General features: G+C 65.5%; 22 protein-coding genes. 11 read left to right on the top strand and 11 right to left on the bottom strand.

Annotation, left to right across the window (positions count from 1 at the left end):
• Complete coding sequence (gene ppk2, locus AC58EF_RS21235; protein WP_497278410.1) at nucleotides 1–927, bottom strand: polyphosphate kinase 2; 927 nt, start codon at nucleotides 925–927, stop codon at nucleotides 1–3.
• Between the two features lie 171 nt (nucleotides 928–1,098).
• Here ppk2 and AC58EF_RS21230 point away from each other — a divergent pair, with 171 nt between their 5' ends.
• Nucleotides 1,099–2,571 carry a beta-helix domain-containing protein gene (locus AC58EF_RS21230; RefSeq protein WP_497278408.1) on the top strand — a complete coding sequence of 491 codons (1,473 nt, stop codon included), beginning with the start codon at nucleotides 1,099–1,101 and terminating at the stop codon, nucleotides 2,569–2,571.
• Between the two features lie 84 nt (nucleotides 2,572–2,655).
• Here the strand turns inward: AC58EF_RS21230 and AC58EF_RS21225 are convergent, their stop codons facing one another.
• The 6 genes from AC58EF_RS21225 to AC58EF_RS21200 form a co-directional block, all read right to left on the bottom strand.
• Nucleotides 2,656–4,503, bottom strand: coding sequence for a methyl-accepting chemotaxis protein (locus tag AC58EF_RS21225; protein WP_497278407.1), 1,848 nt, complete (start codon nucleotides 4,501–4,503; stop codon nucleotides 2,656–2,658).
• 185 nt (nucleotides 4,504–4,688) lie between these two features.
• Complete coding sequence (locus AC58EF_RS21220) at nucleotides 4,689–5,528, bottom strand: flagellin (protein WP_497278405.1); 840 nt, start codon at nucleotides 5,526–5,528, stop codon at nucleotides 4,689–4,691.
• 228 nt (nucleotides 5,529–5,756) lie between these two features.
• Entirely contained in the window at nucleotides 5,757–6,518 is a 762-nt protein-coding gene (flgH, locus tag AC58EF_RS21215; RefSeq protein ID WP_497278404.1) for a flagellar basal body L-ring protein FlgH, read from the bottom strand.
• Between the two features lie 11 nt (nucleotides 6,519–6,529).
• Nucleotides 6,530–6,964 carry a flagellar basal body P-ring formation chaperone FlgA gene (gene flgA, locus AC58EF_RS21210; protein ID WP_497278403.1) on the bottom strand — a complete coding sequence of 145 codons (435 nt, stop codon included), beginning with the start codon at nucleotides 6,962–6,964 and terminating at the stop codon, nucleotides 6,530–6,532.
• 5 nt (nucleotides 6,965–6,969) lie between these two features.
• Nucleotides 6,970–7,755, bottom strand: a complete 786-nt coding sequence (gene flgG / locus AC58EF_RS21205; RefSeq protein ID WP_497278402.1) for a flagellar basal-body rod protein FlgG — start codon at nucleotides 7,753–7,755, stop codon at nucleotides 6,970–6,972.
• A 155-nt stretch (nucleotides 7,756–7,910) separates the two neighbouring features.
• Nucleotides 7,911–8,654: a flagellar hook-basal body complex protein gene (locus AC58EF_RS21200; protein ID WP_497278401.1), complete on the bottom strand. Its 744-nt coding sequence runs from the start codon at nucleotides 8,652–8,654 to the stop codon at nucleotides 7,911–7,913.
• A 139-nt stretch (nucleotides 8,655–8,793) separates the two neighbouring features.
• Between AC58EF_RS21200 and AC58EF_RS21195 the strand changes: the two genes are divergently transcribed.
• The 4 genes from AC58EF_RS21195 to AC58EF_RS21180 are packed head-to-tail and all read left to right on the top strand — an operon-like array spanning nucleotide 8,794 to nucleotide 11,415.
• Nucleotides 8,794–9,306: a flagellar basal body-associated FliL family protein gene (locus AC58EF_RS21195; protein WP_497278399.1), complete on the top strand. Its 513-nt coding sequence runs from the start codon at nucleotides 8,794–8,796 to the stop codon at nucleotides 9,304–9,306.
• On the top strand, nucleotides 9,303–10,322 hold the full coding sequence (gene fliM / locus AC58EF_RS21190) for a flagellar motor switch protein FliM (protein WP_497278397.1): 1,020 nt from the start codon (nucleotides 9,303–9,305) through the stop codon (nucleotides 10,320–10,322). The genes AC58EF_RS21195 and fliM overlap by 4 nt, the downstream gene beginning before the upstream one ends.
• Nucleotides 10,319–10,783, top strand: coding sequence for a DUF6468 domain-containing protein (locus AC58EF_RS21185; RefSeq protein ID WP_497278396.1), 465 nt, complete (start codon nucleotides 10,319–10,321; stop codon nucleotides 10,781–10,783). The genes fliM and AC58EF_RS21185 overlap by 4 nt, the downstream gene beginning before the upstream one ends.
• Nucleotides 10,780–11,415, top strand: a complete 636-nt coding sequence (locus AC58EF_RS21180) for a MotE family protein (protein ID WP_497278394.1) — start codon at nucleotides 10,780–10,782, stop codon at nucleotides 11,413–11,415. The genes AC58EF_RS21185 and AC58EF_RS21180 overlap by 4 nt, the downstream gene beginning before the upstream one ends.
• A 61-nt stretch (nucleotides 11,416–11,476) precedes the next feature.
• Here the strand turns inward: AC58EF_RS21180 and AC58EF_RS21175 are convergent, their stop codons facing one another.
• Nucleotides 11,477–11,872 (bottom strand): hypothetical protein, encoded by a 396-nt coding sequence (locus tag AC58EF_RS21175; RefSeq protein ID WP_497278392.1) that lies wholly within the window; start codon nucleotides 11,870–11,872, stop codon nucleotides 11,477–11,479.
• A gap of 106 nt (nucleotides 11,873–11,978) precedes the next feature.
• On the opposite strand from AC58EF_RS21175, the gene AC58EF_RS21170 reads away from it, so the two are divergent.
• Both AC58EF_RS21170 and AC58EF_RS21165 read left to right on the top strand, forming a co-directional pair.
• Nucleotides 11,979–12,233: a hypothetical protein gene (locus tag AC58EF_RS21170; protein ID WP_497278391.1), complete on the top strand. Its 255-nt coding sequence runs from the start codon at nucleotides 11,979–11,981 to the stop codon at nucleotides 12,231–12,233.
• Complete coding sequence (locus AC58EF_RS21165) at nucleotides 12,230–13,975, top strand: hypothetical protein (protein WP_497278390.1); 1,746 nt, start codon at nucleotides 12,230–12,232, stop codon at nucleotides 13,973–13,975. Before AC58EF_RS21170 ends, AC58EF_RS21165 begins: the two co-directional genes overlap by 4 nt.
• 605 nt (nucleotides 13,976–14,580) lie before the next feature.
• Here the strand turns inward: AC58EF_RS21165 and AC58EF_RS21160 are convergent.
• Genes AC58EF_RS21160 through flgE form a run of 3 tightly spaced genes read right to left on the bottom strand, consistent with a single transcriptional unit; the run spans nucleotide 14,581 to nucleotide 18,981 of the window.
• Complete coding sequence (locus AC58EF_RS21160) at nucleotides 14,581–15,489, bottom strand: flagellin (protein ID WP_497278389.1); 909 nt, start codon at nucleotides 15,487–15,489, stop codon at nucleotides 14,581–14,583.
• A 29-nt stretch (nucleotides 15,490–15,518) separates the two neighbouring features.
• A complete protein-coding gene (gene flgK, locus AC58EF_RS21155; RefSeq protein ID WP_497278387.1) occupies nucleotides 15,519–17,615 on the bottom strand; it encodes a flagellar hook-associated protein FlgK in 2,097 nt (698 codons plus the stop codon).
• Between the two features lie 49 nt (nucleotides 17,616–17,664).
• On the bottom strand, nucleotides 17,665–18,981 hold the full coding sequence (flgE, locus tag AC58EF_RS21150; RefSeq protein ID WP_497278386.1) for a flagellar hook protein FlgE: 1,317 nt from the start codon (nucleotides 18,979–18,981) through the stop codon (nucleotides 17,665–17,667).
• A 187-nt stretch (nucleotides 18,982–19,168) separates the two neighbouring features.
• Here flgE and AC58EF_RS21145 point away from each other — a divergent pair, with 187 nt between their 5' ends.
• From AC58EF_RS21145 to AC58EF_RS21130, 4 genes are all read left to right on the top strand, one after another.
• On the top strand, nucleotides 19,169–19,570 hold the full coding sequence (locus AC58EF_RS21145; protein ID WP_497278385.1) for a flagellar biosynthesis repressor FlbT: 402 nt from the start codon (nucleotides 19,169–19,171) through the stop codon (nucleotides 19,568–19,570).
• An 83-nt stretch (nucleotides 19,571–19,653) separates the two neighbouring features.
• The gene (fliI, locus tag AC58EF_RS21140; protein WP_497278384.1) at nucleotides 19,654–20,991 is read left to right on the top strand and encodes a flagellar protein export ATPase FliI; all 1,338 of its coding nucleotides are present in this window, start codon (nucleotides 19,654–19,656) and stop codon (nucleotides 20,989–20,991) included.
• Nucleotides 20,975–21,406: a hypothetical protein gene (locus AC58EF_RS21135; protein WP_497278383.1), complete on the top strand. Its 432-nt coding sequence runs from the start codon at nucleotides 20,975–20,977 to the stop codon at nucleotides 21,404–21,406. The genes fliI and AC58EF_RS21135 overlap by 17 nt, the downstream gene beginning before the upstream one ends.
• The gene (locus AC58EF_RS21130; RefSeq protein ID WP_497278382.1) at nucleotides 21,403–22,362 is read left to right on the top strand and encodes a peptidoglycan-binding protein; all 960 of its coding nucleotides are present in this window, start codon (nucleotides 21,403–21,405) and stop codon (nucleotides 22,360–22,362) included. The genes AC58EF_RS21135 and AC58EF_RS21130 overlap by 4 nt, the downstream gene beginning before the upstream one ends.
• Nucleotides 22,363–22,389: the final 27 nt, after the last annotated feature.

The following is a 22,389-nucleotide window of genomic DNA, read 5'->3' as shown; positions in this document are numbered from 1 at the left end:
TCAGTATCGCGCCGGGACATGCATGTCGGTGGGGATCGGGTGGCGAATATAGTCCGCATGTCGCTCGCGATCCGGCAGGATCACGGAAGTCTTGGGGACATCCTCATAGGGAATCTGGTCCAGCAGATGCGCGATGCAGTTGAGCCGCGCCCTTTTCTTGTCGACGGCCTCCACCACCCACCAGGGGGCCTCGGCGATATGGGTGCGCTCCAGCATGGCTTCCTTGGCGCGGGTATAGCCTTCCCAGCGGCGGCGCGACTCCACGTCCATCGGCGACAGCTTCCATTGTTTCAGCGGATCGTGGATGCGCATGTTGAACCGGAACTGCTGTTCCTCGTCGGTGATGGAAAACCAGTATTTGACAAGGATGATACCCGACCGCACCAGCATTCGCTCGAATTCCGGGACGGAACGGAAAAATTCCTCGACATCCTCTTCCGTGCAGAAGCCCATCACCCGCTCTACTCCGGCGCGATTATACCAGCTGCGATCGAACAGGACGATCTCGCCCGCCGCCGGCAGGTGCGCGGCATAGCGCTGGAAATACCATTGGGTCCGCTCCCGTTCATTGGGGGCGGGCAGGGCGGCCACCCGGCAGACGCGGGGATTGAGCCGCTGCGTGATCCGCTTGATGGCGCCGCCCTTGCCCGCCGAATCGCGGCCCTCGAAGATTACGACGATCTTCAGCCCCTTGTGGACGACCCAGTCCTGCAACCGGACCAGTTCATGCTGGAGCTGGAACAATTCGCGGAAATAGGTGCGCCGGTCGAGCTGCTCGCGCTCGGGATGCTCGACCAGGTCCTGAAACATTTCCTCCAGTCGGCTCTCGTCAATCTCCATCTCCAGCTCTTCATCGAAGCTGTCGGCGATCTCCTCCTTGATTCGATCCATGTCGAAGGCGGATGGAGAGGCGGGCGGGGTGGTCATGCGGCATGTCTCCAACGGAGGATCGCCTATGCCTGCCACCGCTGCATGACAATGGATTGACGATAGCGGCCCATTTGGACGCTATCGTCAAAAATCTGTAAGCGCCCCGTGCTGTAGCGGCTCCAGCACATCCCATGGGGAACTGGAATGATCCGCTCGCGGCGATTTTCGATGACGAGTCTGCTCGCCGGCGTCACCCTCGTCGTGACGGCTTGCGGCGGCGGAAGCGATGGCAGCGGCGGAGGTGGCACCCCCACGCCGACTCCCACCCCCACCCCCACCGGAACGCCGGCGGTGGACTGCCCGTCGGACTTCGTGAATGGCGGCGTGATCGCCAACCAGCGCGTCTGCGTGCTGCCCAACCTGATCCTGCGCGACCTGCGGCTCCCGCGGCGGGCGGGCACGGTCTATTCATTGTCGGGTCGGGTGGATGTAGGGCGCGACATGGGCGGCGACGGGCTGGCGAGCGGCGGCATCGCCGCAACCCTCACCATCGAACCCGGCGTGGTCGTTTTCGGCAGTGGCGGGCTGGACTATCTGGTGGTCAACCGAGGTTCGAAGCTTCAGGCCGTCGGCGCCGCGAATCTGCCGATCATCTTCACCAGCCGATCCAATCTGGAAGGATTGGCGACGGACAGCAGTCAGGGACAATGGGGCGGCGTCATCCTGCTCGGTCGGGCGCCGATCTCGGATTGCCTGGGCGGGGTGCCGGGCGGATCGGCCAATTGCGAACAGACCTATGAAGGGCTGACCAGCACGCTTTATGGCGGCGGTCTGGCGGACGACAGCAGCGGCGCGGTCCAATATGTGCAGATCCGCTATGCCGGTTTCGAACTGGCGCCCAATCAGGAAATCAATGGCCTGACGCTGGCCGGTGTGGGGGCCGGCACCCTTGTCGATCATGTGCAGGTTCATAACAGTGCCGACGATGGCATCGAATGGTTCGGCGGGCGGGTGAATGCCAGTCACCTCGTGCTGACCGGCAATGACGATGACAGCCTGGATACCGACCAGGGATATCAGGGCTTCATCCAGTTCGTGATCGCGGCCCAGCGGACCGGTGGCGCATCGGGCGATGAGATGATGGAGGTCGATTCGCCGGGCAATGAGGACAGCCTGCCGCGGCAATGGACCCGTCTCGCGAACTTCACCTTCGTTCAGCGCTCCACGCGGGCATCCAGCGCCATGCTACTGCGCGGCGGCGCGGACTTTACGGCGGTCAACGGACTTATCGTCTCGCCGCGCCCCTGCCTGGATATGGATGGCGGTTCGACCGTCAGGGCCGCGTCGCCCACCTTGCAGGATCAGGGGCCGCCCCAATTCCGCGCCGTGATGCTGAGCTGCACGGCGGGCGCCTATGCCGATGACGGAGACATACCGACGGACGCGATCAGAACCATTTTCGAGCAGGCCGGCGCGAATAACGATCCCGCTTTCCGATCGAGCCTGTCGAGCCTGTTCGTCAACGGCGTGAACGAAAATGCGATCATCGCCTTCGACGCCAGCCAGCTCGGCCCTTTCATGCAGAAAACGACCTATATCGGCGCCGTCAAGGACACGAATGACGACTGGTATACCGGCTGGATCTGCAATTCCGCCACCGCCAGTTTCGGCGGTGGAACCGCGTGCACCGCTTTGCCCTGACGGTTTGGGAAGGCGGATGGATTGAAAGATGGAGGCTCAAGGATTGCCCTTGAGCCTCCATCTTTGTCTACATCGCCGTCGCGTTTAGAAATCCAGCCAATCATCGGCGGTGGCGCGCGCGCTCAACGGCTTGGGCGCACTGGCGGTGGTTGGCGCGAAGCTGACTGGGGTCGGCCGCGCGGTGGGCGTTGCCATCCGACCCGGATTTTCGCCGATGCTGAACATCGAGGCGCGGTCGGCCAGAGCCATCACTTCGCTACTGAGGTTGCGGGCAGCGGCCGAGGTTTCCTCCACCATCGCGGCGTTCTGCTGCGTCGCCTGGTCCATCGTGCCGATCGCGGCGCTGATCTGGGTGATGGTCGAGGATTGGGCCTGGTTGTCCGATGCGATTTCGCTCAGCAGCGTATGGACCTGTGAGACGTCGGCCGAGATATTCTGCAATGCGCCATCGACCTTCTGTACGGCCTCGACAGCCGTGCCGATATCGGTCTGGGTAGCGGTCAGCTGTTCGCGCGCGCGCTTGGCTTCTTCTTCCGAACGCATGGCGAGCGCGGACACGAGGTCGGCGACCACTGCAAAGCCACGACCGGCGTCACCTGCACGGCCCGCCTCGACGGCGGCGTTCATGGCAAGGACACGGGTTTGGAAGGCGATCTTGTCGAGACCCTCGATCACACTGTCGATGCCCTTGGCGCTTTCGCTGACGCGGCCCATCGCCTGTACCGCTTCGTCTGCCACGCTGCGGCCGGAATCGACCACGGCCATGGCGCCGTCGGCGCGCTGCACGGTGCGGCCGGCTGCGGCTGCGGTAGCGCGCAGGCGGTCGTCCATCTGGGTGATCGCCGCGGAGGTTTCCTCCAGGCTGGCCGCATTGCTTTCGGTGCGGCGGGCCAGGTCTTCCGAAGCCTGGGCGATTTCGCCCGAGCCGGTGCGGATCGCGACGGCGCTTTCGGCCACCGCGCCGATCAGTTCGCGCAGCGATCCGAGGGCAGTGTTGAAGTTGGTCTTCAATTCGACATAGGCTGGTGGGAATTCGGTGTTGATCGAACGGCTGAGATCGCCTTCGGTCATGGCGGAGAGGCTGTCGCGCAGCGATGTAGTGACGATCCGCTGCTCCGCGGCGGCGCGCGCGTCGGCTTCGGAGCGAGCTTCGGCGGCGGCGCGGAAATGTTCGAGCGCGCCGGCGATCTCGCCAATCTCATCCTTGCGTTCGCGATAGGGAACATCGGCCTTGCCGCCGTCGGCCAGGGTGGTCGTCACAGAGGCGATGCGCGACATGGGCAGGGCGACCGAACGGTTAATGACGAACCAGATCGCGGCGATGCTGGCCAGGCTTGCCAGGGCAAGAAGGATCGACAGCATGATGGCGGAATCGGCGGCATCCGACCCGGCTTTCGCAGCCTTGTCGGACCGTGCACGCGACATGTCGATCAGCTTCTGGGTCTGGTCGATGACCGCGCGCGAACGCATCTTGCCCTCATCCTTGATCAAGGCCATCGCGCCGACGAGATCCCTGTCGCCGCGCAGGGCGAAGATATCTTCGTTGGTCTGATTGAGATCAGCAACCTTCTCGCGCAGCGCATCCACTTCGGTCTGGAAATCGTCGCCGGCGACCTGGGCATAGGCGTCGACCGATTTTGTCAGACTCTCCGTGCCCTTGGCGAGGCGCTCGCGCAGGCTGGCCTCTTCCTTGGCGTCCACCGCATTATAATAGCTGTAGACGATGATGCGCTGTTCCTTGACGTTGCCCATGACGTCGGTCAGTCTGGATAGACCGGCCACGCCACGGCTGAGATGTCGTTGCGCCACCCCATCCAGTTGTTTGGTCGAATAATAGCCGTTGAAGCCGACGACGCACATCAGAAGGCCGAGCAGGGAGAAGGCGGCGAGCAGCTTTTTGGGCAGTCGCCAATTGTCGAGAATAGCAATCATGTCCATTCCATTTCCAGATGGTTGATCAGTCGTGCGTCGCCGGTGGCCGGATCGGTCAGCGGCATGAGGCGGACGAAAAGGCTGCCCAATATGCGGCCGCGCAAAAAGGCCGGGATGGCGAACCATCCCGGCCTTCCTGGACGATCGGCCCTTCTGTCTTGGGGGGCGGAAGGGCCAGCTGACCCTTAACGGAACAGCGACAGGATCGTCTGCGGCGCCTGGTTGGCGATCGACAGGGCCTGGACGCCCAGCTGCTGCTGGACCTGAAGGGCCTGAAGGTTCGCCGATTCCTTCGCCAGATCGGCGTCGACGAGGTTACCGATACCGGTCGTCACCACGTCGGACAGCTTGCTGGTGAAGCTCAGCTGGCCCTCGATCTTGCGCGAAGCCGCGCCGAGGTCGCTGAGGCTGGTGTTGACGGCGCTGATCACGGTGTCCAGCGTGCCGACCATCGTTTCAGCGGTGGCCTGCGAGTTGATGCCACCGGCGCCGATTGCGGTGTCCACCGACGTGTCGAACGCCTGGTTCGCAACGTCCAGCGTGTCGGTGCCGGTGGCGACCTTCAGCGACTGGAGAGCGGCGACCGACGTCGTGCCGGTGAAGCTGGAGTCGAGCAGGTTGGTGTTGTTGAACTCCGACGATTCGATGATCGTGGTGATCTGTTCCTTCAGAGCGGTGAAGTCCTTGTCGATCGCCGCGCGGCTGTCGGTGTCGAGACCGGCGTCGGCGGCTTCATAGGCCTTCGACTTCATCTGGTTCAGAATGTCGGAAACCTGCTCCGCACCCGCGATCGCGGTGTCGGTCACGCTCTTCGCATTGTTGAGCGAGGAGGTGACCGCGTTCAGGCCGCCCAGGTCGCCCCGGAGAGTCTGCGCGATCGTGTACTTGGCCGAGTCATCCTTGGTCGAGCCGACGGCCAGACCAGTGTTGATACGGCTCTGCGTAACGTCCATCTTGTTGTTGGTCGCGTTCAGGCTCTGGAGAGCCGCCATTGCACCAGCATTGGTGTTAACCGAAAACGCCATTACTTTATTCCTTCTAGAATATTGAGGCCGAATTCTGCGGCCTGTGGCAGGAGCGCGCTGCCACCCGCATGACCCATGTTCTACAGGTCATGCTTCATTGTAGGAAAAGATTTTCGGAGACCGTTTCCGACGAGAATTTTTATTTGGTCGACAAGCGGGAGCAATGAAAATGCCCGCATCCGTCGACCGGGACGGATGCGGGCAGTGCGACAGGACGGTTGACCGGGATCAGAAGGGGAAGAGCGCGTCGTATATCTGCTGTCCCCACCGGGCCTGCTGCGCATCCGTCAGCTGGCCCCGCCCGCCATAGCTGATCCGCGCATCGGCGATCTGGCTGTGGCGAATGCTGTTGTCGCGCGCGATGTCTTCGGGCCGGATCGTTCCGGCGACGACCAGTTCGCGCAGTTCGTAATTGACGCGGACCTCCTGGCGCCCCCGGATCAGCAAATTGCCGTTGGGCAGAACATCGACGACGGACGCCGCCATCGTCATGTTGATCTGCTCGTTGCGGGACGTCCGGCCGGCACCGACCGCGCTGGACGCGGAACTGGTATCGACCAGATTGCCGGGGTCGGGATTGCCGGGCAGGATCTTGCCGATCTTGCTTTCCAGGCCAAGCAATGCGGCGATGCCGCCGCTCTCGCTGCCGGTCCGGGTGCGGGTCGTGCTGTTATCGACGCTTGCGCTGTCGGCGATATTGATGCGGATCGTCACGATGTCGCCGACCCGCGATGCCCGCTGATCGCGAAAGAAGGCACCTGCACCGGTGCGGAACAGCGACGCGCCACCCGGTGCGGTTTCGGTCGGGCTGTCGGCGCCGGCGCGGCCCAGCGTGGCCTGATTGCCGAGCGACGGGACGATATGCGGCGCGACGGGCGTTTCCGGCTCGCTCATGCGCGGCGGCTTGCCGACATTGCCGAGCCGGCCAACGGCACCGCAGCCCGACAGCATCGTCGCAGCGAGCAGGGTGGGGAGGAGATATATCTTCATGGAACCTTCCCTCATGGGGCGATGACGCGCACTTGCCCCGGCGTATCCGCCACGGCATCGAGTGTCCGGTTGGTGCTGAGGCTGATGACGCGCACGGCCTCGCCTTTCGCTGCATCGCCCAGTGCCCGGCCACTGGCGGTGATGCGTAGCGCGCCCGACACCAGCGAAATGGACACGGCCTCGCCCCGCCGGATGATGCGCGGCGCGGCGATGTCGTTCGCGCGGACCGGGCTGCCTGCGGCAAGGCGGCGCATAACCTCCTGGCCGACGGCGTCGCGCGGCGCGGTGGCGCCGCGCGCGGTTGCAGGCGACAGCGCCGCGCTGGTGAAGTCCGTGGCGTTCAGCGTCTCGCCCTTTTCCATCGTTCGGGCGAGCACGGGCGTGTCGACTGTCGGGACGGAAGGGGCAAGTGGGGTCGCCGCGGCGAGCAGGGCGAGATGGATCATCACGATCAGCGCAGTTGCGTCGAGGTGGCGAGCATTTCGTCGGCAGCCTTCACCACTCGGCTGTTCATCTCATAGGCGCGTTGCGCCGTGATGAGCGAGGTGATTTCCGACACCGGATTGACGTTGGACGCTTCGACGAAACCCTGGGTCAACGTACCGAAGGACGGTTCGCCCGGCGTCGACACGCTGGGCTGGCCCGATGCCTCCGTTTCGAGGAACAGGTTGGAGCCGACCGCCTCCAGTCCCGCTTCATTGATGAAGGTTGCAAGCTCCAGCTGGCCTACGGTCTGCAATTCGGTCTGCCCCGCCATCTTCACCTGCACTTCGCCGGTCTTTGACACGATCACGTCCAGCGCGCCCTGCGGGATGGTGATGTCGGGCTGCACGCGATAGCCATCGGTCGTCACCAGTTCGCCCTGATCGGACAACTGGAAGGAACCGGCGCGGGTATAGGCCAGGTCGCCAGACGGCTGCATGATCTGGAAATAGCCGGGGCCATCGATCGCCATGTCATAGCGGTTGCCGGTGTTGGTGAGGGCCCCCTGTTCGGTAATGCGATAGACGCCGCCGGTGCGTACGCCCGCGCCGATCTGAATGCCTGACGGCACCCTGGTACCGTCCGCGCTGGTCGCGGCACCGGGGCGCGATACCTGCTGGTAGAGCAGATCCTGAAACTCCGCCCGCTGCCGTTTGAACGCGGTGGTGTTCATATTGGCGATATTGTTGGAAATGACGTCGACATTGGTCTGCTGGGCCAACATGCCGGTGGAAGCGATGGAAAGCGAACGCATGGGAACTCCTTTGCGTGAAACCGAAATCAGTGGTTTTGAAAATATTTGCGATCCGTTCGGGCTGAGCTTGTCGAAGCTCCATTCTTTCTTCTTGAAGACAGGGATCGCCCTTCGACAGGCTCAGGGCGAACGGGCATAAGAGGGTAATCCGGCCATCAATTGATCCGGCCGAGCCGCCCGATCGCCTGCTGCCGCATGTCGGCCATGTCCTCACTCATGCGTTGGCTGGTCTGATAAGCGCGCAGGATGTCGACCATGTTGGTCGTCTCAACGATCGGTTCGACATTGGATGCCTCGACCCCGCCGGTGCGCAGTTTCGTCTGGGCAGCGGCCATCAGGCGCCCGCCGGCGCCGGTCAGCATTCCGTCGCCGCGCACGTCGAGCATAGTCTCATCGGCAAAGCTGGTGACGGCGAGCCGCCCCAGCGGCGCTCCGCCCGCCATCACCGATCCGTCCTGCGCGATGGTGACGCTGCGCATCTGATCGGTCGGAACATTGATCGCGCGGCCATTTTCATCGAGCAGCCGCTGCCCGCCCGACGTCGCTAGGTCGCCATTTTCCAGGATCTTGACGAAGCCCGCCCGCGTATAGGCGGTGCTACCGTCGGCGCTTTCGACATTCAGATAGCCCGGTCCCTCGATCATCACGTCCAGCGGATTGCCGGTGGCCTGGAAACTGCCCTGCCTGGCATCGTGGATCGCGCCGAAGTCCAGCACGAAGCTGGTCTTGCGCGCGTCCTCGATCGGGGCCTGCTTCAAATCCTCCACATATTCATGGAACAGCGCCTGTTCGCGCTTGAAACCGACCGTATTGGCGTTGGCGATATTGTTCGCCGTGATGTCCATCTGCCGGCGCAGGGCCTGCTCATGGCTCAGCAGAATGAAGGAGGAAACGTCCATTCCGGGCACCTTGCTAAAAAAGATGACGATAAATGGCGCTAGGCAGAAATTGCCGTGCGTCCCTCCTATAATAGAGGCGTGAACGCCAAAGCGGACGCGGACAGCGATAATCGATGTTCCGGTCCAGGCTTCAAGGGGAATGAATGTGGCGAGTGACGCGATCATTGACGTGACGCCGATAGAGGTGCCCAAGGGAAAACCGAAAAACCGCAAGACGCTGCTGATCATCGGCGGTGCGGTGTTGCTGTTGGCGGCGGTTGCGGGCGGTGGTGCCTGGTGGATGCTGCGCGGCGGCGATAGCGAGCATGAAGTGACGGCGCCGGCCGCCGCCTCGGCGGAGACGGACAGTTCATCCTATATAGAAGTGCCGCCGGTCATCGTGAACCTGCGCAGCGGCGATGGTCAGGCGCGGTTCCTGAAGCTGCGCTTCATTCTGGTCGCCGCTGATGCGGGGAAGGTGGAGAGTATCAAGGAACGTCTGCCCGTGGTGCTCGATGCGCTGCAACCCTTTCTGCGTGAGTTGCGCCCCGACGACCTTGCCGGGTCCGCCGCCGTCTTCCGCATCAAGGAAGAGATGATGTCGCGCACCACCCAGGCGCTGGGCACAGGCACGGTGCGCGACGTGCTGATCCAGGATCTGGTGCAGCAATGAGCGATGATCTCGACGATTTCGTCCTCCCCGATCCGCCGAAGATGACGCCTGGCGAGAGCGACACTTTCGACCAGGCGGGTATCGACGCCCTGTTCGGTTTTGCCGATGCCGCGCCGTCGCAGCCCAAGAGCGGCCTCAAGGCCGTAATCGAATCCAACGTCATCAGCTATGAACGGCTGCCGATGCTGGAGGTGGTGTGCGAACGCATGGTCCGCACCTTCGCCACGTCGATGCGCAACCTCACCTCCGACGCGATCGACGTCAGCCTGGAGGAGATCACCTCCACCCGCTTCGGCGAGTTCATGAACCATGTCGCGCTGCCTGCCATGTTCGGCGTGTTCAAGGTGCGCGAATGGGAGAATTTCGGCGTCATCACTGTCGACAGCGGCCTGATCTACGCCGTGGTCGACGCGCTGTTGGGCGGGCGTCGCGGCAATGCGCCGATGCGGGTCGAAGGGCGCGCTTTCACTACCATAGAAACCCAACTCGTCTGGAAGATGGTGGAACTGGCGCTGGAAGAACTTTCGCGCTCCTTCGAGGCGGTCGAACCGGTGACGATGGAACTGGAGCGGATCGAGGCCAGCCCCCGTTTCGCCGCCATTGCCGGTCCCAGCAACATCACCGCCGTCGCGACCTTCCGGGTCGACATGGAAGGGCGCGGCGGCAAGTTCAGCATTCTCCTTCCCTACGCCACGCTCGAGCCGGTCCGCGGTAAGCTGCTTCAACGCTTCATGGGCGAAAAGCTCGGCCGCGACCGCATGTGGGAAGCCCATATGGCGAGCGAACTCACCAACACCGCCGTCACGGTCGATGTCGTGCTGGGCGAGAAACAGATGCCGCTGCGCGACGTCACCGGCCTGAAGGTCGGCCAGACCATCGCGCTCAACCGCAGCCCCGACGATGCGCTTCAGGTCCAGTGCGGCGGCGTGCCGCTCGGCCAGGCGCATATCGGCCAGCGTTCCCAAAATATCGCCATCCGCATGGCAACCGACATCTCGAAAGGATTTCCCAGATGAACTTCGCGACTTTCAGCAATGCCATCATGCTACTGCTGTGCCTGGCGGTGATCGTCCAGACGCTGCGTCTCGGCCGTAGCGTGCGCGAATTGCGTGCCGCGCCGCTGGGTGACAGCGTCGCGCAACTTGAGCGCGCCACGTCTCAGGCCAGAGCGGTGCTGGGCGAACTGAAGATTGTGCTGGCCACCGAAGTCGTCGCGCAAAGCCGCGCCGCTGCCGGCAGCGAGGCGCTGCGCGACGAATTGTCGGTGATGGTCGGCATCGGCAATGCCGTGGCCGACCGGATCATGGACGCGGTCGCCGCGCAAAATGAAGCGAAGCCGGTCGCAGCCGGGAAGCAAAACGCCGCACGGCGTCAGGGTGCGCGCAAGACCCGCTCGCGCGCCCCGTCGAGCCGGAGCAAGGCGTCCGCCGCGACGCCGCTGGTGACGGCGGACACGCCCGTCGCGGGGCATGCATGAACCCGGCCAAAGTCATGGCCTCACTAAGGGGAAACCGCTTTCTGCACTTTGCGCGCCGGCCCTCGATCTTGCTGCTCGGGGCGGCGGGGCTGGGGGGCATTGCCAACGCACTGGCGCTGGCTGCGCCCCTTGCAGCCGATGGTGACATGGCGAGCCGTCTTGGCGTATCCCTCGAGGACAGCATGGCGCAGCGCGACCGTGCGCTGGCGGCGGAAAAGCGCAAGCTCGACATGCGCGAGCAGGCGGCGAAAGCCGGCGAAGCCCGGCTCGCGGCGGAAATGCGCGCGCGGCAGGGCCAGTCCGACGCCACCGGCCCGCAACAGGGTGCGCCGGTCGAACCGAACCAGCCTTATGACGACCTCGCCCGCATCTACCAGACGATGAAGCCCGCGCGCGCCGCTCCGATCTTCGAGAAGCTGGACCTGGAGGTGCAGACCCAGGTTGCCCGCCGGATGCGCGAGCGTTCGACCGCGCTGCTGATGGCGGCGATGAGTCCGAATGCCGCGGCCGAACTCACCATGTCGCTCGCCGGGCGCAAGGTGATCCCGCAAAAACTACCGCAGGTTGCCCGCGCCGGTCCTCCGCGCCGCCGTGCGCCGCCGACCAGCGCGCCGCCGGTCGTCGGGAAATAGACATGAGAAAGGCCGCTCTCCACCCGGAAAGCGGCCTTTCTCATGTCTTGCGTGCCGGAAATCAGGCTGGCAGCGCCGATACCTTGACGATCAGGACCCTTGCAATCCGGGCATCGACGCTGAGCAGGGCCGGCGTCAAGGCGGCCGACAGCCTGCGGACATCGACCGGCGTGAATGGCGAGGCATGGAGCCGCGCAAATTCGATGGTCGCACCCAGGCCGGCGGCGCGCAGTTCGGGCATTCGCTGCGCCAGGGCGACCGATCCTTCCGCGTCGCGCACCTGCAGGATGATGGAAACGTGCAGCACCCCCTCGATCCGGCTGGCGTCGATGATCGGTACGCTGATCTCGTCCATGACGACAAAGGCGGCGGGTTGCGCCTCCTGTGTACGGCCTGGCGTCGGACCGGCGAAGAAGGCGACCGTGATGGCGCTGGCGACCAGGGCGGAACGGGTCATGACTTGTCTCCGGATCGGGCGCCGCATCAGATTCTCAGCGACCCTTCGACCGCTCCGGCGCACTTCTCCATCTATAATAGAGGAAAATATCTTGAGGCAGGTGCAGATGAGCAGCGATCAGCGGCCCGGCAAGGTCCGGGTCTTTTCCTCCGGCACGGCGGCGCCGCATCCGGCCCGCCGTCGTGGGGACCGGGTGGAGGCCGATGTCGCGACCAAAATGGAGCCGTCACCACTGCACGCTCCCGCCGTCGAAGCGGCCGGCGGCCGCTTCCTTCTGTACGCGGGCTTGTTCCTGCTGGGCTGCGCCATCGGGGGCGCCCTGTTCGCCTGGCTGGGACTGAGGCCGGGAGCCGGATTATGAAGCGCGTCCTGCTGCTTGCCTCCACAGCGCTGTTGTCGGGCGCCGCCCTGCCGCCCGTCGGGCCGGTTCCGTCCGTAGCCCGCCTGCCCGGTTTTGCGGCCGAACTGGCGCAGCAGCCTGCGATTACCGGCCCCGACGCATGGCGCGTCATTCCGCAGGACAAGGCCTGGCGTGCGCTTGCCACCGCGCGGCGGGCGGATCGCCAGCAAGTGCGATGGAACTATGCGCGCAGCCTGATCGGGCAGGAACGTGGCGCCGAAGCGCTGGGCGTGCTCGACGTGATGCGGCAGGATGATCCCGATCTCGCCATGGTCGATGCCTGGCGCCTGACTCGCGGCGCGGCGTTGATCCAACTGGGGCGGTTCGACGATGCGACAATGGAACTGGCGGCCACGACGCTTGCGGGCAATGCGGAAGCCTGCATCTGGCGGATGCGCGCGCTGGCGCTGAGCGGCTTTGCCGAGCAGGCGCTGCAACAGATGCGCTGCGCCGCGCCCGTCTTTGCCGGTCCCCGACGCAAGGCCTTCGCGCTGGCGGCCGCAAGAGCAGGAATAGAAGGCGGGCGGCCCGAAGACGCGCTGCGCTGGCTGAAGGGCGTGCCGGACCGCGATCCTGCGGCCAACCTTTATCGCGGTCGGGCGGAACTGGCGCTCGGCCATCCCGATCAGGCGCGGCTGCGATTTGCCCGCGTCGAGCGGTCGGGCGGCATGGCGTTGCGCATGGACGCGCGGCTCAGCGAGATCGAGGCCGAAATCGCCAATCATACGCTCGATACCAGGGCGGCGCTCAAGCGGCTGACCGCGCTCCGCTATGCCTGGCGCGGCGATGCGATCGAGGAACGCGCGCTGCGCCTCACCTATCGGCTGAGCGCCGAAGGCGGCGATCTGCGCGGCAGCCTGTCGGCGGGCGCGACCCTGTTCCGTTTCTTCGACGGGGCGAAACAGGGTGCGGATTTCCTGCCCGGTCTCCAGGCGAAACTCACCAATGCGCTCGATCCGACACGCAAATTGCCGCTGGAACAGGCGGCGGGACTTTACTGGGACTATCGCGACCTGTCGCCCAGCGGGGCGGAAGGGGATTTGCTGGTCAGCCGGCTTGCCGAGCGGCTGCAGGCGGCCGGCATCTACGGCCGTGCGGCGGACCTGCTGGACTATCAACTGTTCAACCGCGCCGGCGATCTGGCGCGCGGCCCCCTGTCGGCGCGGGTCGCCGGGCTGCAGATCCTGGCCGGGCGGCCCGACCGGGCGATCGACCTGCTCAGGCGATCGGCCGACCCCAGCTATCCCGACGCCATGATCCATGCGCGCAAGCGGGTGGAAGCGGTGGCGCTGACCCAGATCGGCCGCATACCCGAAGCGCTGGCGGTGCTGCAAGATGTTCCCGGCGCTTCGGCGCTGCGGGCGGAAATCCTCTGGAAACAGCGCGACTGGAAGGGGCTGGCGGCGGAGACCGCGGCTGGCCTGCCCGGCGCAAAGTCGCTTAGCGAGGTCGACCAGACCATGGTCCTGCGCCACGCCATTTCGCTCGCCATGCTGGGACGGGAAGATGCGCTGGCCGCGCTGCGCAGCCGTTATCAGGCAAGCTTCCACGGCCTCAGGACGGCCGCCATATTCGACATGCTGACCGGCTCGCCCGGAACGGCCAATCCCGAAATGCTCGCCCGCGCCATGGCGGCGATGCCCGGCGCCAGTCCCGCTGGCGACATGGCCGCGCTGCTGGACCATGCGCCGGGCAAGGGGTGAGAGGATCAGCAACGCGCCACCGCCGAAGTTCACACCGTCGTCGGGTATTTTGCGCGCGACGCGCCAGCAAAGCGCCCGTGACGCGCCCGTGACGCGCCCGCGACGCGACACCGGCGCGACGTGCAGGCGAGAGGCGGGGCAGGGAGCGGCTGGTCCATCGAACAGGATAAACCAGAGAAAATCCTACATTGGAAGGGGAATGGCGGGATCAGAAGCGGACATAGTACCCCTCCCTTTAGGGAGGGGTTAGGGGAGGGCATGTCCCAGGTTACGCCTTAACAGGCCCTCCCCCGACCCCTCCCGCAAGCGGGGATGACGATATGAGAGATGTCCGGCAGCTCCCCACCCCTTGCCTTTTCCTCCTTCGCACCGTCCGCATCGACCGTCGGTGCATTCCCCTCGCGCCCTGTTCCCCAAAAGGAGAGGGCGAACCGGGGGGATCGCCCTCTCCCCGTTCCGCCTGCTACCGGGCAACGGTGGGGACTGTAGGCTGCACGGCAGTCTGACGGAACGTTTGGATGCGCTGCCTGTGTGGGGGCACCGGACAGCGCGTGGCCGCAACCGCTCGACCCGAATGTGGGAGGTCCGGGCCGAGCGGAGGCAGATCAATCCAGGAACTGCGTGAGCGACAGGCTGGAAAGCTGGGAGAAGACCGAATAGGAGGCTTCGAGGATGGTCTGGCGCTGCGAGATGTCGAGCGCGACCTGGCCCAGATCGGCGTCCTCGACCGACCCGATCACGTCGGTCAGCAGGATCTCCCGATCCTTCGCGCGGGTTTCCAGCATCTCGACCTGCTTCTGCTTGCGGCCATTTTCGGCGTTGACCGCGCGGACGTCGGTCAGCCCCACGTCCAGTTCGCCGAGCGCCTGGCGGATCGCATCCTTCTGCGCGTCGGTCAGCCGGTCGCCGAACGGGCCGGCCGCAGCCAGCGTCTGGAAGGCGGGGACCAGCTTCGCGCCGACATCGCTGGCGGCGATACCATATTCGACATCGACGCCATCGCCCATGCGCCCTGACTGGCGGACCTGATCGTTCACGAAGATATCGGCCGGGTCCATGGCGGCAAGATCGGCAAGCGTTTCAGGCACGACCGGCAGGTCGTTGGTCTGTGACCCGGCGAAGATCGGCAGGCCGGCCTCTGTCGCGTTGAGCGCGCCGCGCACATCGGTGAAGCTGCCCTCGACCAGACCCTGAAGTCCAGGCGAATCCCCGGTGCCCAGCGCCGTCATCAGCTCGGTCCGCAGGTTGGACAGGCTGTCGTCGATCTGGTTGATGTTGGCGTCATAGAGTGACAGGGTCGTGCCGACCCGGCTCGCCACCGACTGATAGCTTTTCTGCTGTTCCAGCATCGACCGGGCGGACAGGGTGCGCACCGCGTCGATGCCCAGGCCCGCATAGTCATGCGCCTTCTTGGTGGTGGTCAGCTGCAACTGGCTGGCCGCCAGATTCTGCTGGGACCGCTGCATTGCGCTGGACAGGGTCCGTTGCAGGGGAATGGTCGCTACGCGGGTCATGCTCTCTGTCCTTTCCGGCCTTCCGGCCCTTATCTGAGCATCTGGAGGAGGGTGTCGTACATTTCCGACGCAGTGGTCATGACGCGGGCGGAGGCGGAATAGCTGTTCTGCAACACCACCATCTGCGCCAGTTCCTCGTCGACATTGACGCCGGCATAGCTGTCGCGCCGGCTGATCGCGTCGTCGAAGCGCGCCGCCGCGCCGGCATGGTTGGTCTGCGCCAGCGAGGCTTCGGTCCCCGCGCCGCCCAGCAGGCGGCTGGCGAAGGTTTCGATCGTGGCCGATCCGTCCTTGCCGAAGTCGAACGTCCGGGCGAGCTGATCGATGAAGCCGGTCGCGCCGGACAGGTCGCCCGCGCCGATCGCCTTCGATCCCACCGGGACATCGAGTTGCAGCCGGGCGAGCGGCAGGTTGGTGGCCTTGGCCGCGATGTCGGCGCGGACCTCCGCTTTGTCGAGGCCGCTGGCCGCGCCGCTGAGGCCCGATAAGGCCGAGAAGGAGAGGCCGGTGCCATGGCGGCTGGTCGAATCCGACGGAATGGAGAGGGTCGATCCCGCGCTCATGCTGTTGGGCGTGAACTGGACCTGTCCCTTGTCGTCTAGCGCGAAGCTGCCATAGGCGGCGAGCGGGCTGCCGTTCAGTTCGGTCATCAGATCGCCGAAGGTCGGGCCGACCGATCCGGTCATGGTGTAGCTGGCGAGCAGCTTTCCGGTCGAATCCCGCAGCGCAATCTCGGTCGTCTCGCCCGTGCCGAAACCGTGTGGATCGGTGGCGGTGAAGCCCGAAGGCACCAGCGAACTGCTGTCCGACCGAATGAGGTTGTTGAGACCGAAAAATTGAGAGAAGCCGACGCCTGCCCGATCGCTGGGCGCGTCGGGATCCTGCGCGATGGCGATGCCCTGGCTGCTGTCGGTGGCCTTGATCGACAGCACGCCGTTGGTGAAGCTGGCGGTTGCGGCCGGGGACAGGCCTGCATTGATCGCGGCCACGGCGTCATCGACGGTCGCTCCGGCACCCAGCGCGTCGAAATCGACCGTCACCTTCTGCATCAATGTTCCATCCGCGGCCGCGACCGCGAACACTGCCTTGCCGGTGAAACCCAGCCGGTCGGCGCCGATCAGGCCATTGGCCTCGCCGGTCAGGCCGTTCGGCGGGGGCAGCGTGGTACCGGCGTTCGACACGGCGTTGAGGCTCTGGGCAAGGCCGGAAAAGAGGGTGCCCAGTTGCTCGGAGAAATTGGGGAGCGCCCGATCGCGCATGTCGAGCAGGCCGCCCAGCTTGCCGCCCACGGCGGAGGAAAGGATCTGCTCTCCGGTCGATGCGCCCATCACGCCATTGTCGGACGCGAAGCGGATGTCGATCGGCGGATAGCTGTTCTGCGACGCGCCCGCGCCCGAGGGATAGCTGAGCTGTCGCAGTCGTTTGTCGAGCAGCACCTGGCCCGACGCGCTGTCGATGGTGACGCGGCCGTCGGGCTGTTCGCGCACGCTGATGTCGATCAGGCCGCTCAGTTCCTCCAATGCGCTCATCCGCTGGTCGGCGGGACCGGAGGAACTGCGCCCCAGACCGTCCAGCCGGGCGACTTCGCTGTTCAGGTCGTGGATCTGACCCAGCAGCGTGTTGACCCGATCGACCGTATAGCCGACCTCCGTCTCCACGTCCGCGCGCAGGCTCGACACATCCTTTTGCAGTTGGTTGAGGGTGTCGATGCTGTCCGTGACATTGCCGGTGAACAGCGCCACCGACTGGGCCGAACCCTGAAGGCTGGTGATTTCCGCGGCGGAGGAGGAGAGGGCGCTCAGCCGCGCGGCCAGGCCCGCGCTGGAATCCGGCGCGCCGAGCAGCGACTGGAGCCGGTCGAGATAGGAAGATACGACCTCCGACCGGCCCGCCGCGCCGCCGCGCTGGTAGACGGCATTTTCCAGAAATTTGTCGGCGACCCGTGACGGTTCGCCGACGATCACGCCGGAAACGCGCCCGCCCGTCACCCCGGTGCTGAGCGAGACACGCTCGCGGGCATAGCCGGGGGTTCCCACATTGGCGATGTTGTTGGACACCGACCGCAACCCCGCCTGCGAGGCGGAAAGGCCCGACATGGCGGAATTCAATATCTCGTTCAGGGACAAGGCGGGCGGTCCTTCGGCAAATCAGGGAAGAGGGCGGGCACCAATCAGGTCAGCGCTTGAGATTGCTGACTTCCTGCAACATCTCGTCGACCGTGGTGATGATCTTCGACGATGCGCTGTAGGCGCGCTGAAACAGGATCATGTTGGAAAATTCCTGTGCGAGATCGACGTTGGACGCTTCCAGCGCCCCCGCTGCGATCGTGCCCGCGCCCAGTGCGCCGGGCCTGTTGATCGCGACATTGCCGGATTCCGACGACATGATGTAGGCGTTGCCGCTGATGCGGGTCAGGCCGTCGGGATTCTGGAAGGTGGCGATCGGCAGTTGATAGATGGCGCGCGACGTGCCGTCCTCGAAAATGGCGCTGACAATGCCCTGGTCCGAAATCTCGACCGACGCGACCGTGCCCAACATGCCGCCGTCGATGGTCGAGGAGAGAAGGGCGGATTCGCTGCCGAACTGGGTCAGGCCATCGAGGCCATCGTCGCTGCCGAGGCTGAGACGGATCGGGCTGGAGCCGGCCTGATTGGCCCAGCCGATGTCAAGGTCGTTGAACAGCGCCGGATCGGAACCGGCGAGGTCCAGACTGCCGTCGGCATTGAACTTGACGGTGCCGCTCGCCAGCACGCCGTCGGTGATTGCGGCGCCTCCGACGCTGGTGATGTCGGCCGGATCGCCGGAGATTTCTGCGACCCATTCATTGGCGGCGGTCTTGACGAAGTTGAAGGCCAGTTGATGTGGCGTGCCCTGCGAGTCATAGACCTCCACCGAGCGGGAGAATTGCGGCGACAGCGAACCCGACGCCATCGAACCGCGCACATAGGCGCCGGTGATCGGTTCGGCCGTCGACTGGAGGTTGGCGCGCAGTGCGATCTTCGTGGTCGGCTGGGCCGAACCCGTAAGGGCGCTCGGACGGATAGGCTGCAAGGTGTTGAGATTGCCGTTATCGACATAGTTGCCGTCGGCGTCGAGCGGCCAGCCCTGGAGATAATAGCCCGCGGCATTGCGCAGATAGCCCTGCGCATCGGGGACGAAGGAGCCGGCGCGGGTGAAGGACACGGCGTCGCCCGCATCGGTGCCCGAACGCACGACGAAGAAGCCCGAGCCGTCGACGCCGATGTCGGTCAGGCTGCTTGATGCCTGGATCAGGCCCTGCTTGGAAATCAGCGCCTTGGGCGTGGCTGAAACGCCACCGGCGGAATAGCCGTTGCTCGCCTGGCCGCCGGCTACGAGCGTCTGGAACTGGGCCGACACGCCCTTGTAGCCGACAGTGTTTACATTGGTGATATTGTCCGCGACGGTCGCCATGGCGCCCGCCTGTGCCCCAAGACCGGAGACGCCGGCGTAAAGGGCGGAATAGAGGCTCATATCATTCTCCCATGCGTGGGCGGCGTGCGCGACATGCCCGACCCGGTTACGGCTTCATTGTAGGAGGGATTGCGGGCGCCCCATGGAGAGGTCGTCAAAAAAATACCGCACCCGGCAAAAGCTGCCGGGCGGATCATCCTATAATCTGGACAAGACCGCTCTTAGGGGCGTTATTAGGGATAATCGGATGACGCTTCGCATTTCGCTTCGCAATGGAGAGCCGCTGATCGTGAACGGAGCGGTGCTGCGGTCGGTCGGGCGCACCGACCTGATGGTGGAAAACGGCGCCACCATCCTGCGCGGGCGCGAGGTGATGAAGCCGGAGGAGGCCGACACGCCGGCGCGCCAGCTCTATTTCGCCTGCATGATGGCCTATATCGATCAAGGCGACCTGCAAAAGCATGAGGACGCCCTGCTGGCGCGGCTGGAAGGACTGATGGCCGCGCTGGAAGCGCCGGAGGCCAAGGCGGTCTGCATCCGCTTCGCGCAGAAGGTCGCGACCGGCCAATTCTATCCTGCGCTGGCCGATTGCCGCTGGCTGATCGGTTATGAGGCCGATGTGTTGAGCCGGGCCGCCGAAGCCGCCTGACTCATCTCTCTCCGTCATCCCCGCCTTCGCGCGAGTGACGGAGAGAAAGATGCAGACGTCAATTTCAGGGAGGAGAACGTCCGATGACCACATTGGCGGCGGCGGCCGCGGGGCTGCGCCTGCTCAGCCCCGATCGCCGCTACGGTCATGTCGTCGCGGTGCGTGGCGCGCTGATCGAGGTGGAAGGACTGGCCGGCGCGGCGCAGATCGGATCGCGCGTGACGCTGGATACGCAAGCGGGCCGCGTAGAGGCGGAAGTCACTGGCCTGGACCATGGTATCGCCCACTGTATGCCCTTCAGCGAACCGCAGGGCATCGCGTCCGGCACGCGCGCCGACCTCGCCGCCAGCCAGTTCGGCCTGCGCCCCAGCGCCGGCTGGCTTGGCCGCATGGTCGATGGGCTGGGGCGTCCGGTCGACGGCAAGGGTGCGCTGCCGCCGGGCGCGGACATGCGTCCGATCAAGGCTTCGCCACCGCCGGCTTCGGCGCGGGCGCGGGTCGGCGAGCGGTTGGGCACCGGCGTGCGCGCGCTCGACCTGTTCGCCCCGCTCTGTCGGGGACAGCGGTTGGGGCTGTTCGCCGGGTCGGGCGTGGGCAAGTCGGTGCTGCTTTCCATGCTGGCGCGCTGGACCGACTGCGACGTGGCCGTCATCGGCCTGATCGGCGAGCGCGGGCGCGAGGTGCAGGAATTCGTGCAGGACGATCTCGGCGCGGAAGGCCTCGCTCGCAGCGTCGTCGTGGTCGCGACTTCCGATGAACCGGCGCTGATGCGGCGGCAGGCGGCCTGGACCACGCTGACCATCGCCGAATATTTCCGCGATCAGGGCCTGAATGTCCTCTGCCTGATGGACTCGGTGACGCGCTTTGCCATGGCCCAGCGCGAGATCGGCCTGGCCAGCGGCGAACCGCCCGCGACCAAGGGCTATACGCCCACGGTTTTTGCCGAGTTGCCGCGCATGTTGGAACGTGCCGGGCCGGGCCTGCCGGGGCAGGGCAGCGTCACCGGCCTCTTCACCGTGCTGGTCGACGGCGACGATCATAATGAGCCGGTGGCGGACGCCGTACGCGGCATTCTGGACGGCCATGTCGTCATCACCCGCCAGATCGCCGAGCGCGGCCGTTATCCCGCCATCGACGTCCTGAAATCGGTGTCGCGCACGCTGCCGCATTGCCTGTCCGAAGAGGATAATGCGGTGCGGCTGGCGGCCCGGCGGGAACTGTCGACCTTCCGCGACATGGAGGAGATGGTGCGGCTGGGCGCCTATCGCGCCGGGTCCAGCGTGGAGGTCGACCGCGCCGTCGCGGTCGCGCCGCAGATCGAGGCTCTGCTGAGGCAGGGCAAGCAGGAGCGCGGCTTCGCGCGGGACAGTTTCGCGGCGCTCGCGGCCCTTCTGGAGACGAATGATGAAGACACCCTATGACACCGCGATGCGCGTGCAGCGTCGGGAAATCGACGCCATGGGCGTGGCAATCAATGTGCAGGTCAACCTGCTGAACCAGATCGAAACCGCGCGGGAAGAGGCACAGGCAAGCATCCGGCGCGAGGCCGACGTGGCCGCTGGCGATCTCGGCATGTCGTCGCACGCCTATATGGAACGTATCCGCGCCGAGCAGCAGCGCCTGACGCGCGATGGCGCCGTGCAGAATGCGCGGCTCGACCAGATGCGGGGGAAGGCGGCGGCGGCCTATGGCGCCTTCCGGGCGATCGAGGTGGCGGCGGAAGGCTTCCGGGAGGACGCCGACCGACGCAGCGCCAATGCCGAGCAGGCGAGGGCGGACGACAGTGCGGCGGTAGCCTTTCTGAAGGCGCGGCGGGCCATGCGGGGCGGACGATGATCGCAGCGACGGGCGCGCCGGGCCTTACCGCCTCGGAGAAGGTCGAGGTCATCTACACCCAGGCGCGCAGCGAACTGGCGAACCGGCTGTGGCGGGCCGCGCTGGGCGGCGACGATGACGGCGCGAAGGGGATAAGCGGCGAGACGAAGTTGCCGATGAGCCTGGATTCGCTGCTGTCGTTGCTGGACGAGCGCAAAGGGGCCACGCCCCAACCCGCATCTCAACCCGCGCTAACCTCTGCCGAAAAGGAGCAGGAGGTCCAGACCTTCCGGGATGGGCAGGGGCAGCGGAATCAGACGCCGTCCGCCGTGTCGCGCGGCTATGGCCCCAATGCCGGCTATGCGGGGACATTGAGCGCGGCGGCGCAGCGCACCGGCCTGCCGGTGGCGGCGCTCGCCACCATCGTTCATGCCGAGGCGGCAAAGGGATCGGACGGGCGCTGGCTACCCTATTCGCGCAATCCGCGCTCCAGTGCGGCGGGGTTGGGCCAATTTCTTAGCGGAACCTGGCGGGGCGAGGCCGAACGCGACGGCACCTGGCTCAACGGCGTCGCCCGGCAGCAGGGCTGGCTCGACGGCCATGGCAAGGTGAAAGGAGAGGATCGCGCCGCCTTGCTGGCGCTGCGCTATGATCCAGAGGCAGCGATCCAGGCGACGGCCGATTATGCGAAGGCGAATCTGGACGCTTTGGGCCGCGCGGGCGTCTCGATCGGGGAGGGCGCGCAGGCCGTCGCTCAGGCAGCCTATCTCGGTCACCATCTGGGGCGCGGGGACGCGATCCGATTTCTTAAAGGAGGAATCGATGCGGATCGTGCTCGCACCCTGCTCAATGCGCAGGTCGGGGCGGCCAGCGCCGGACGCCGGATTGCCGTCAGCGGTAATGCCGCGACCGCGCATCGCGCCTGGTTGCTGGACTATATCGGCCGGAACATCCGTCCAGAGCGGTTCGACGTCTGATCTGTCGCAGTCCTTTCCGTGCGGCAA

This window comes from Sphingobium sp. WR1 (genome assembly GCF_059693745.1).
This window is presented reverse-complemented; position numbering and strand designations above follow the sequence as displayed.

What these genes read in the sequence shown, in the direction of transcription:
- fliM (WP_497278397.1), top strand. Translation starts at nt 9,303, where the DNA reads ATGAGCGATGATCTCGACGATTTCGTCCTCCCCGATCCGCCGAAGATG.
- AC58EF_RS21130 (WP_497278382.1), top strand. Translation starts at nt 21,403, where the DNA reads ATGATCGCAGCGACGGGCGCGCCGGGCCTTACCGCCTCGGAGAAGGTC.
- AC58EF_RS21145 (WP_497278385.1), top strand. Translation starts at nt 19,169, where the DNA reads ATGACGCTTCGCATTTCGCTTCGCAATGGAGAGCCGCTGATCGTGAAC.
- ppk2 (WP_497278410.1), bottom strand. Translation starts at nt 927, where the DNA reads ATGACCACCCCGCCCGCCTCTCCATCCGCCTTCGACATGGATCGAATC.
- AC58EF_RS21195 (WP_497278399.1), top strand. Translation starts at nt 8,794, where the DNA reads ATGAATGTGGCGAGTGACGCGATCATTGACGTGACGCCGATAGAGGTG.
- AC58EF_RS21175 (WP_497278392.1), bottom strand. Translation starts at nt 11,872, where the DNA reads ATGACCCGTTCCGCCCTGGTCGCCAGCGCCATCACGGTCGCCTTCTTC.
- flgG (WP_497278402.1), bottom strand. Translation starts at nt 7,755, where the DNA reads ATGCGTTCGCTTTCCATCGCTTCCACCGGCATGTTGGCCCAGCAGACC.
- AC58EF_RS21230 (WP_497278408.1), top strand. Translation starts at nt 1,099, where the DNA reads ATGACGAGTCTGCTCGCCGGCGTCACCCTCGTCGTGACGGCTTGCGGC.
- flgE (WP_497278386.1), bottom strand. Translation starts at nt 18,981, where the DNA reads ATGAGCCTCTATTCCGCCCTTTACGCCGGCGTCTCCGGTCTTGGGGCA.
- AC58EF_RS21135 (WP_497278383.1), top strand. Translation starts at nt 20,975, where the DNA reads ATGAAGACACCCTATGACACCGCGATGCGCGTGCAGCGTCGGGAAATC.
- AC58EF_RS21165 (WP_497278390.1), top strand. Translation starts at nt 12,230, where the DNA reads ATGAAGCGCGTCCTGCTGCTTGCCTCCACAGCGCTGTTGTCGGGCGCC.
- AC58EF_RS21160 (WP_497278389.1), bottom strand. Translation starts at nt 15,489, where the DNA reads ATGACCCGCGTAGCGACCATTCCCCTGCAACGGACCCTGTCCAGCGCA.
- AC58EF_RS21220 (WP_497278405.1), bottom strand. Translation starts at nt 5,528, where the DNA reads ATGGCGTTTTCGGTTAACACCAATGCTGGTGCAATGGCGGCTCTCCAG.
- AC58EF_RS21180 (WP_497278394.1), top strand. Translation starts at nt 10,780, where the DNA reads ATGAACCCGGCCAAAGTCATGGCCTCACTAAGGGGAAACCGCTTTCTG.
- flgH (WP_497278404.1), bottom strand. Translation starts at nt 6,518, where the DNA reads ATGAAGATATATCTCCTCCCCACCCTGCTCGCTGCGACGATGCTGTCG.
- flgA (WP_497278403.1), bottom strand. Translation starts at nt 6,964, where the DNA reads ATGATCCATCTCGCCCTGCTCGCCGCGGCGACCCCACTTGCCCCTTCC.
- AC58EF_RS21170 (WP_497278391.1), top strand. Translation starts at nt 11,979, where the DNA reads ATGAGCAGCGATCAGCGGCCCGGCAAGGTCCGGGTCTTTTCCTCCGGC.
- AC58EF_RS21185 (WP_497278396.1), top strand. Translation starts at nt 10,319, where the DNA reads ATGAACTTCGCGACTTTCAGCAATGCCATCATGCTACTGCTGTGCCTG.
- fliI (WP_497278384.1), top strand. Translation starts at nt 19,654, where the DNA reads ATGACCACATTGGCGGCGGCGGCCGCGGGGCTGCGCCTGCTCAGCCCC.
- AC58EF_RS21225 (WP_497278407.1), bottom strand. Translation starts at nt 4,503, where the DNA reads ATGATTGCTATTCTCGACAATTGGCGACTGCCCAAAAAGCTGCTCGCC.
- AC58EF_RS21200 (WP_497278401.1), bottom strand. Translation starts at nt 8,654, where the DNA reads ATGGACGTTTCCTCCTTCATTCTGCTGAGCCATGAGCAGGCCCTGCGC.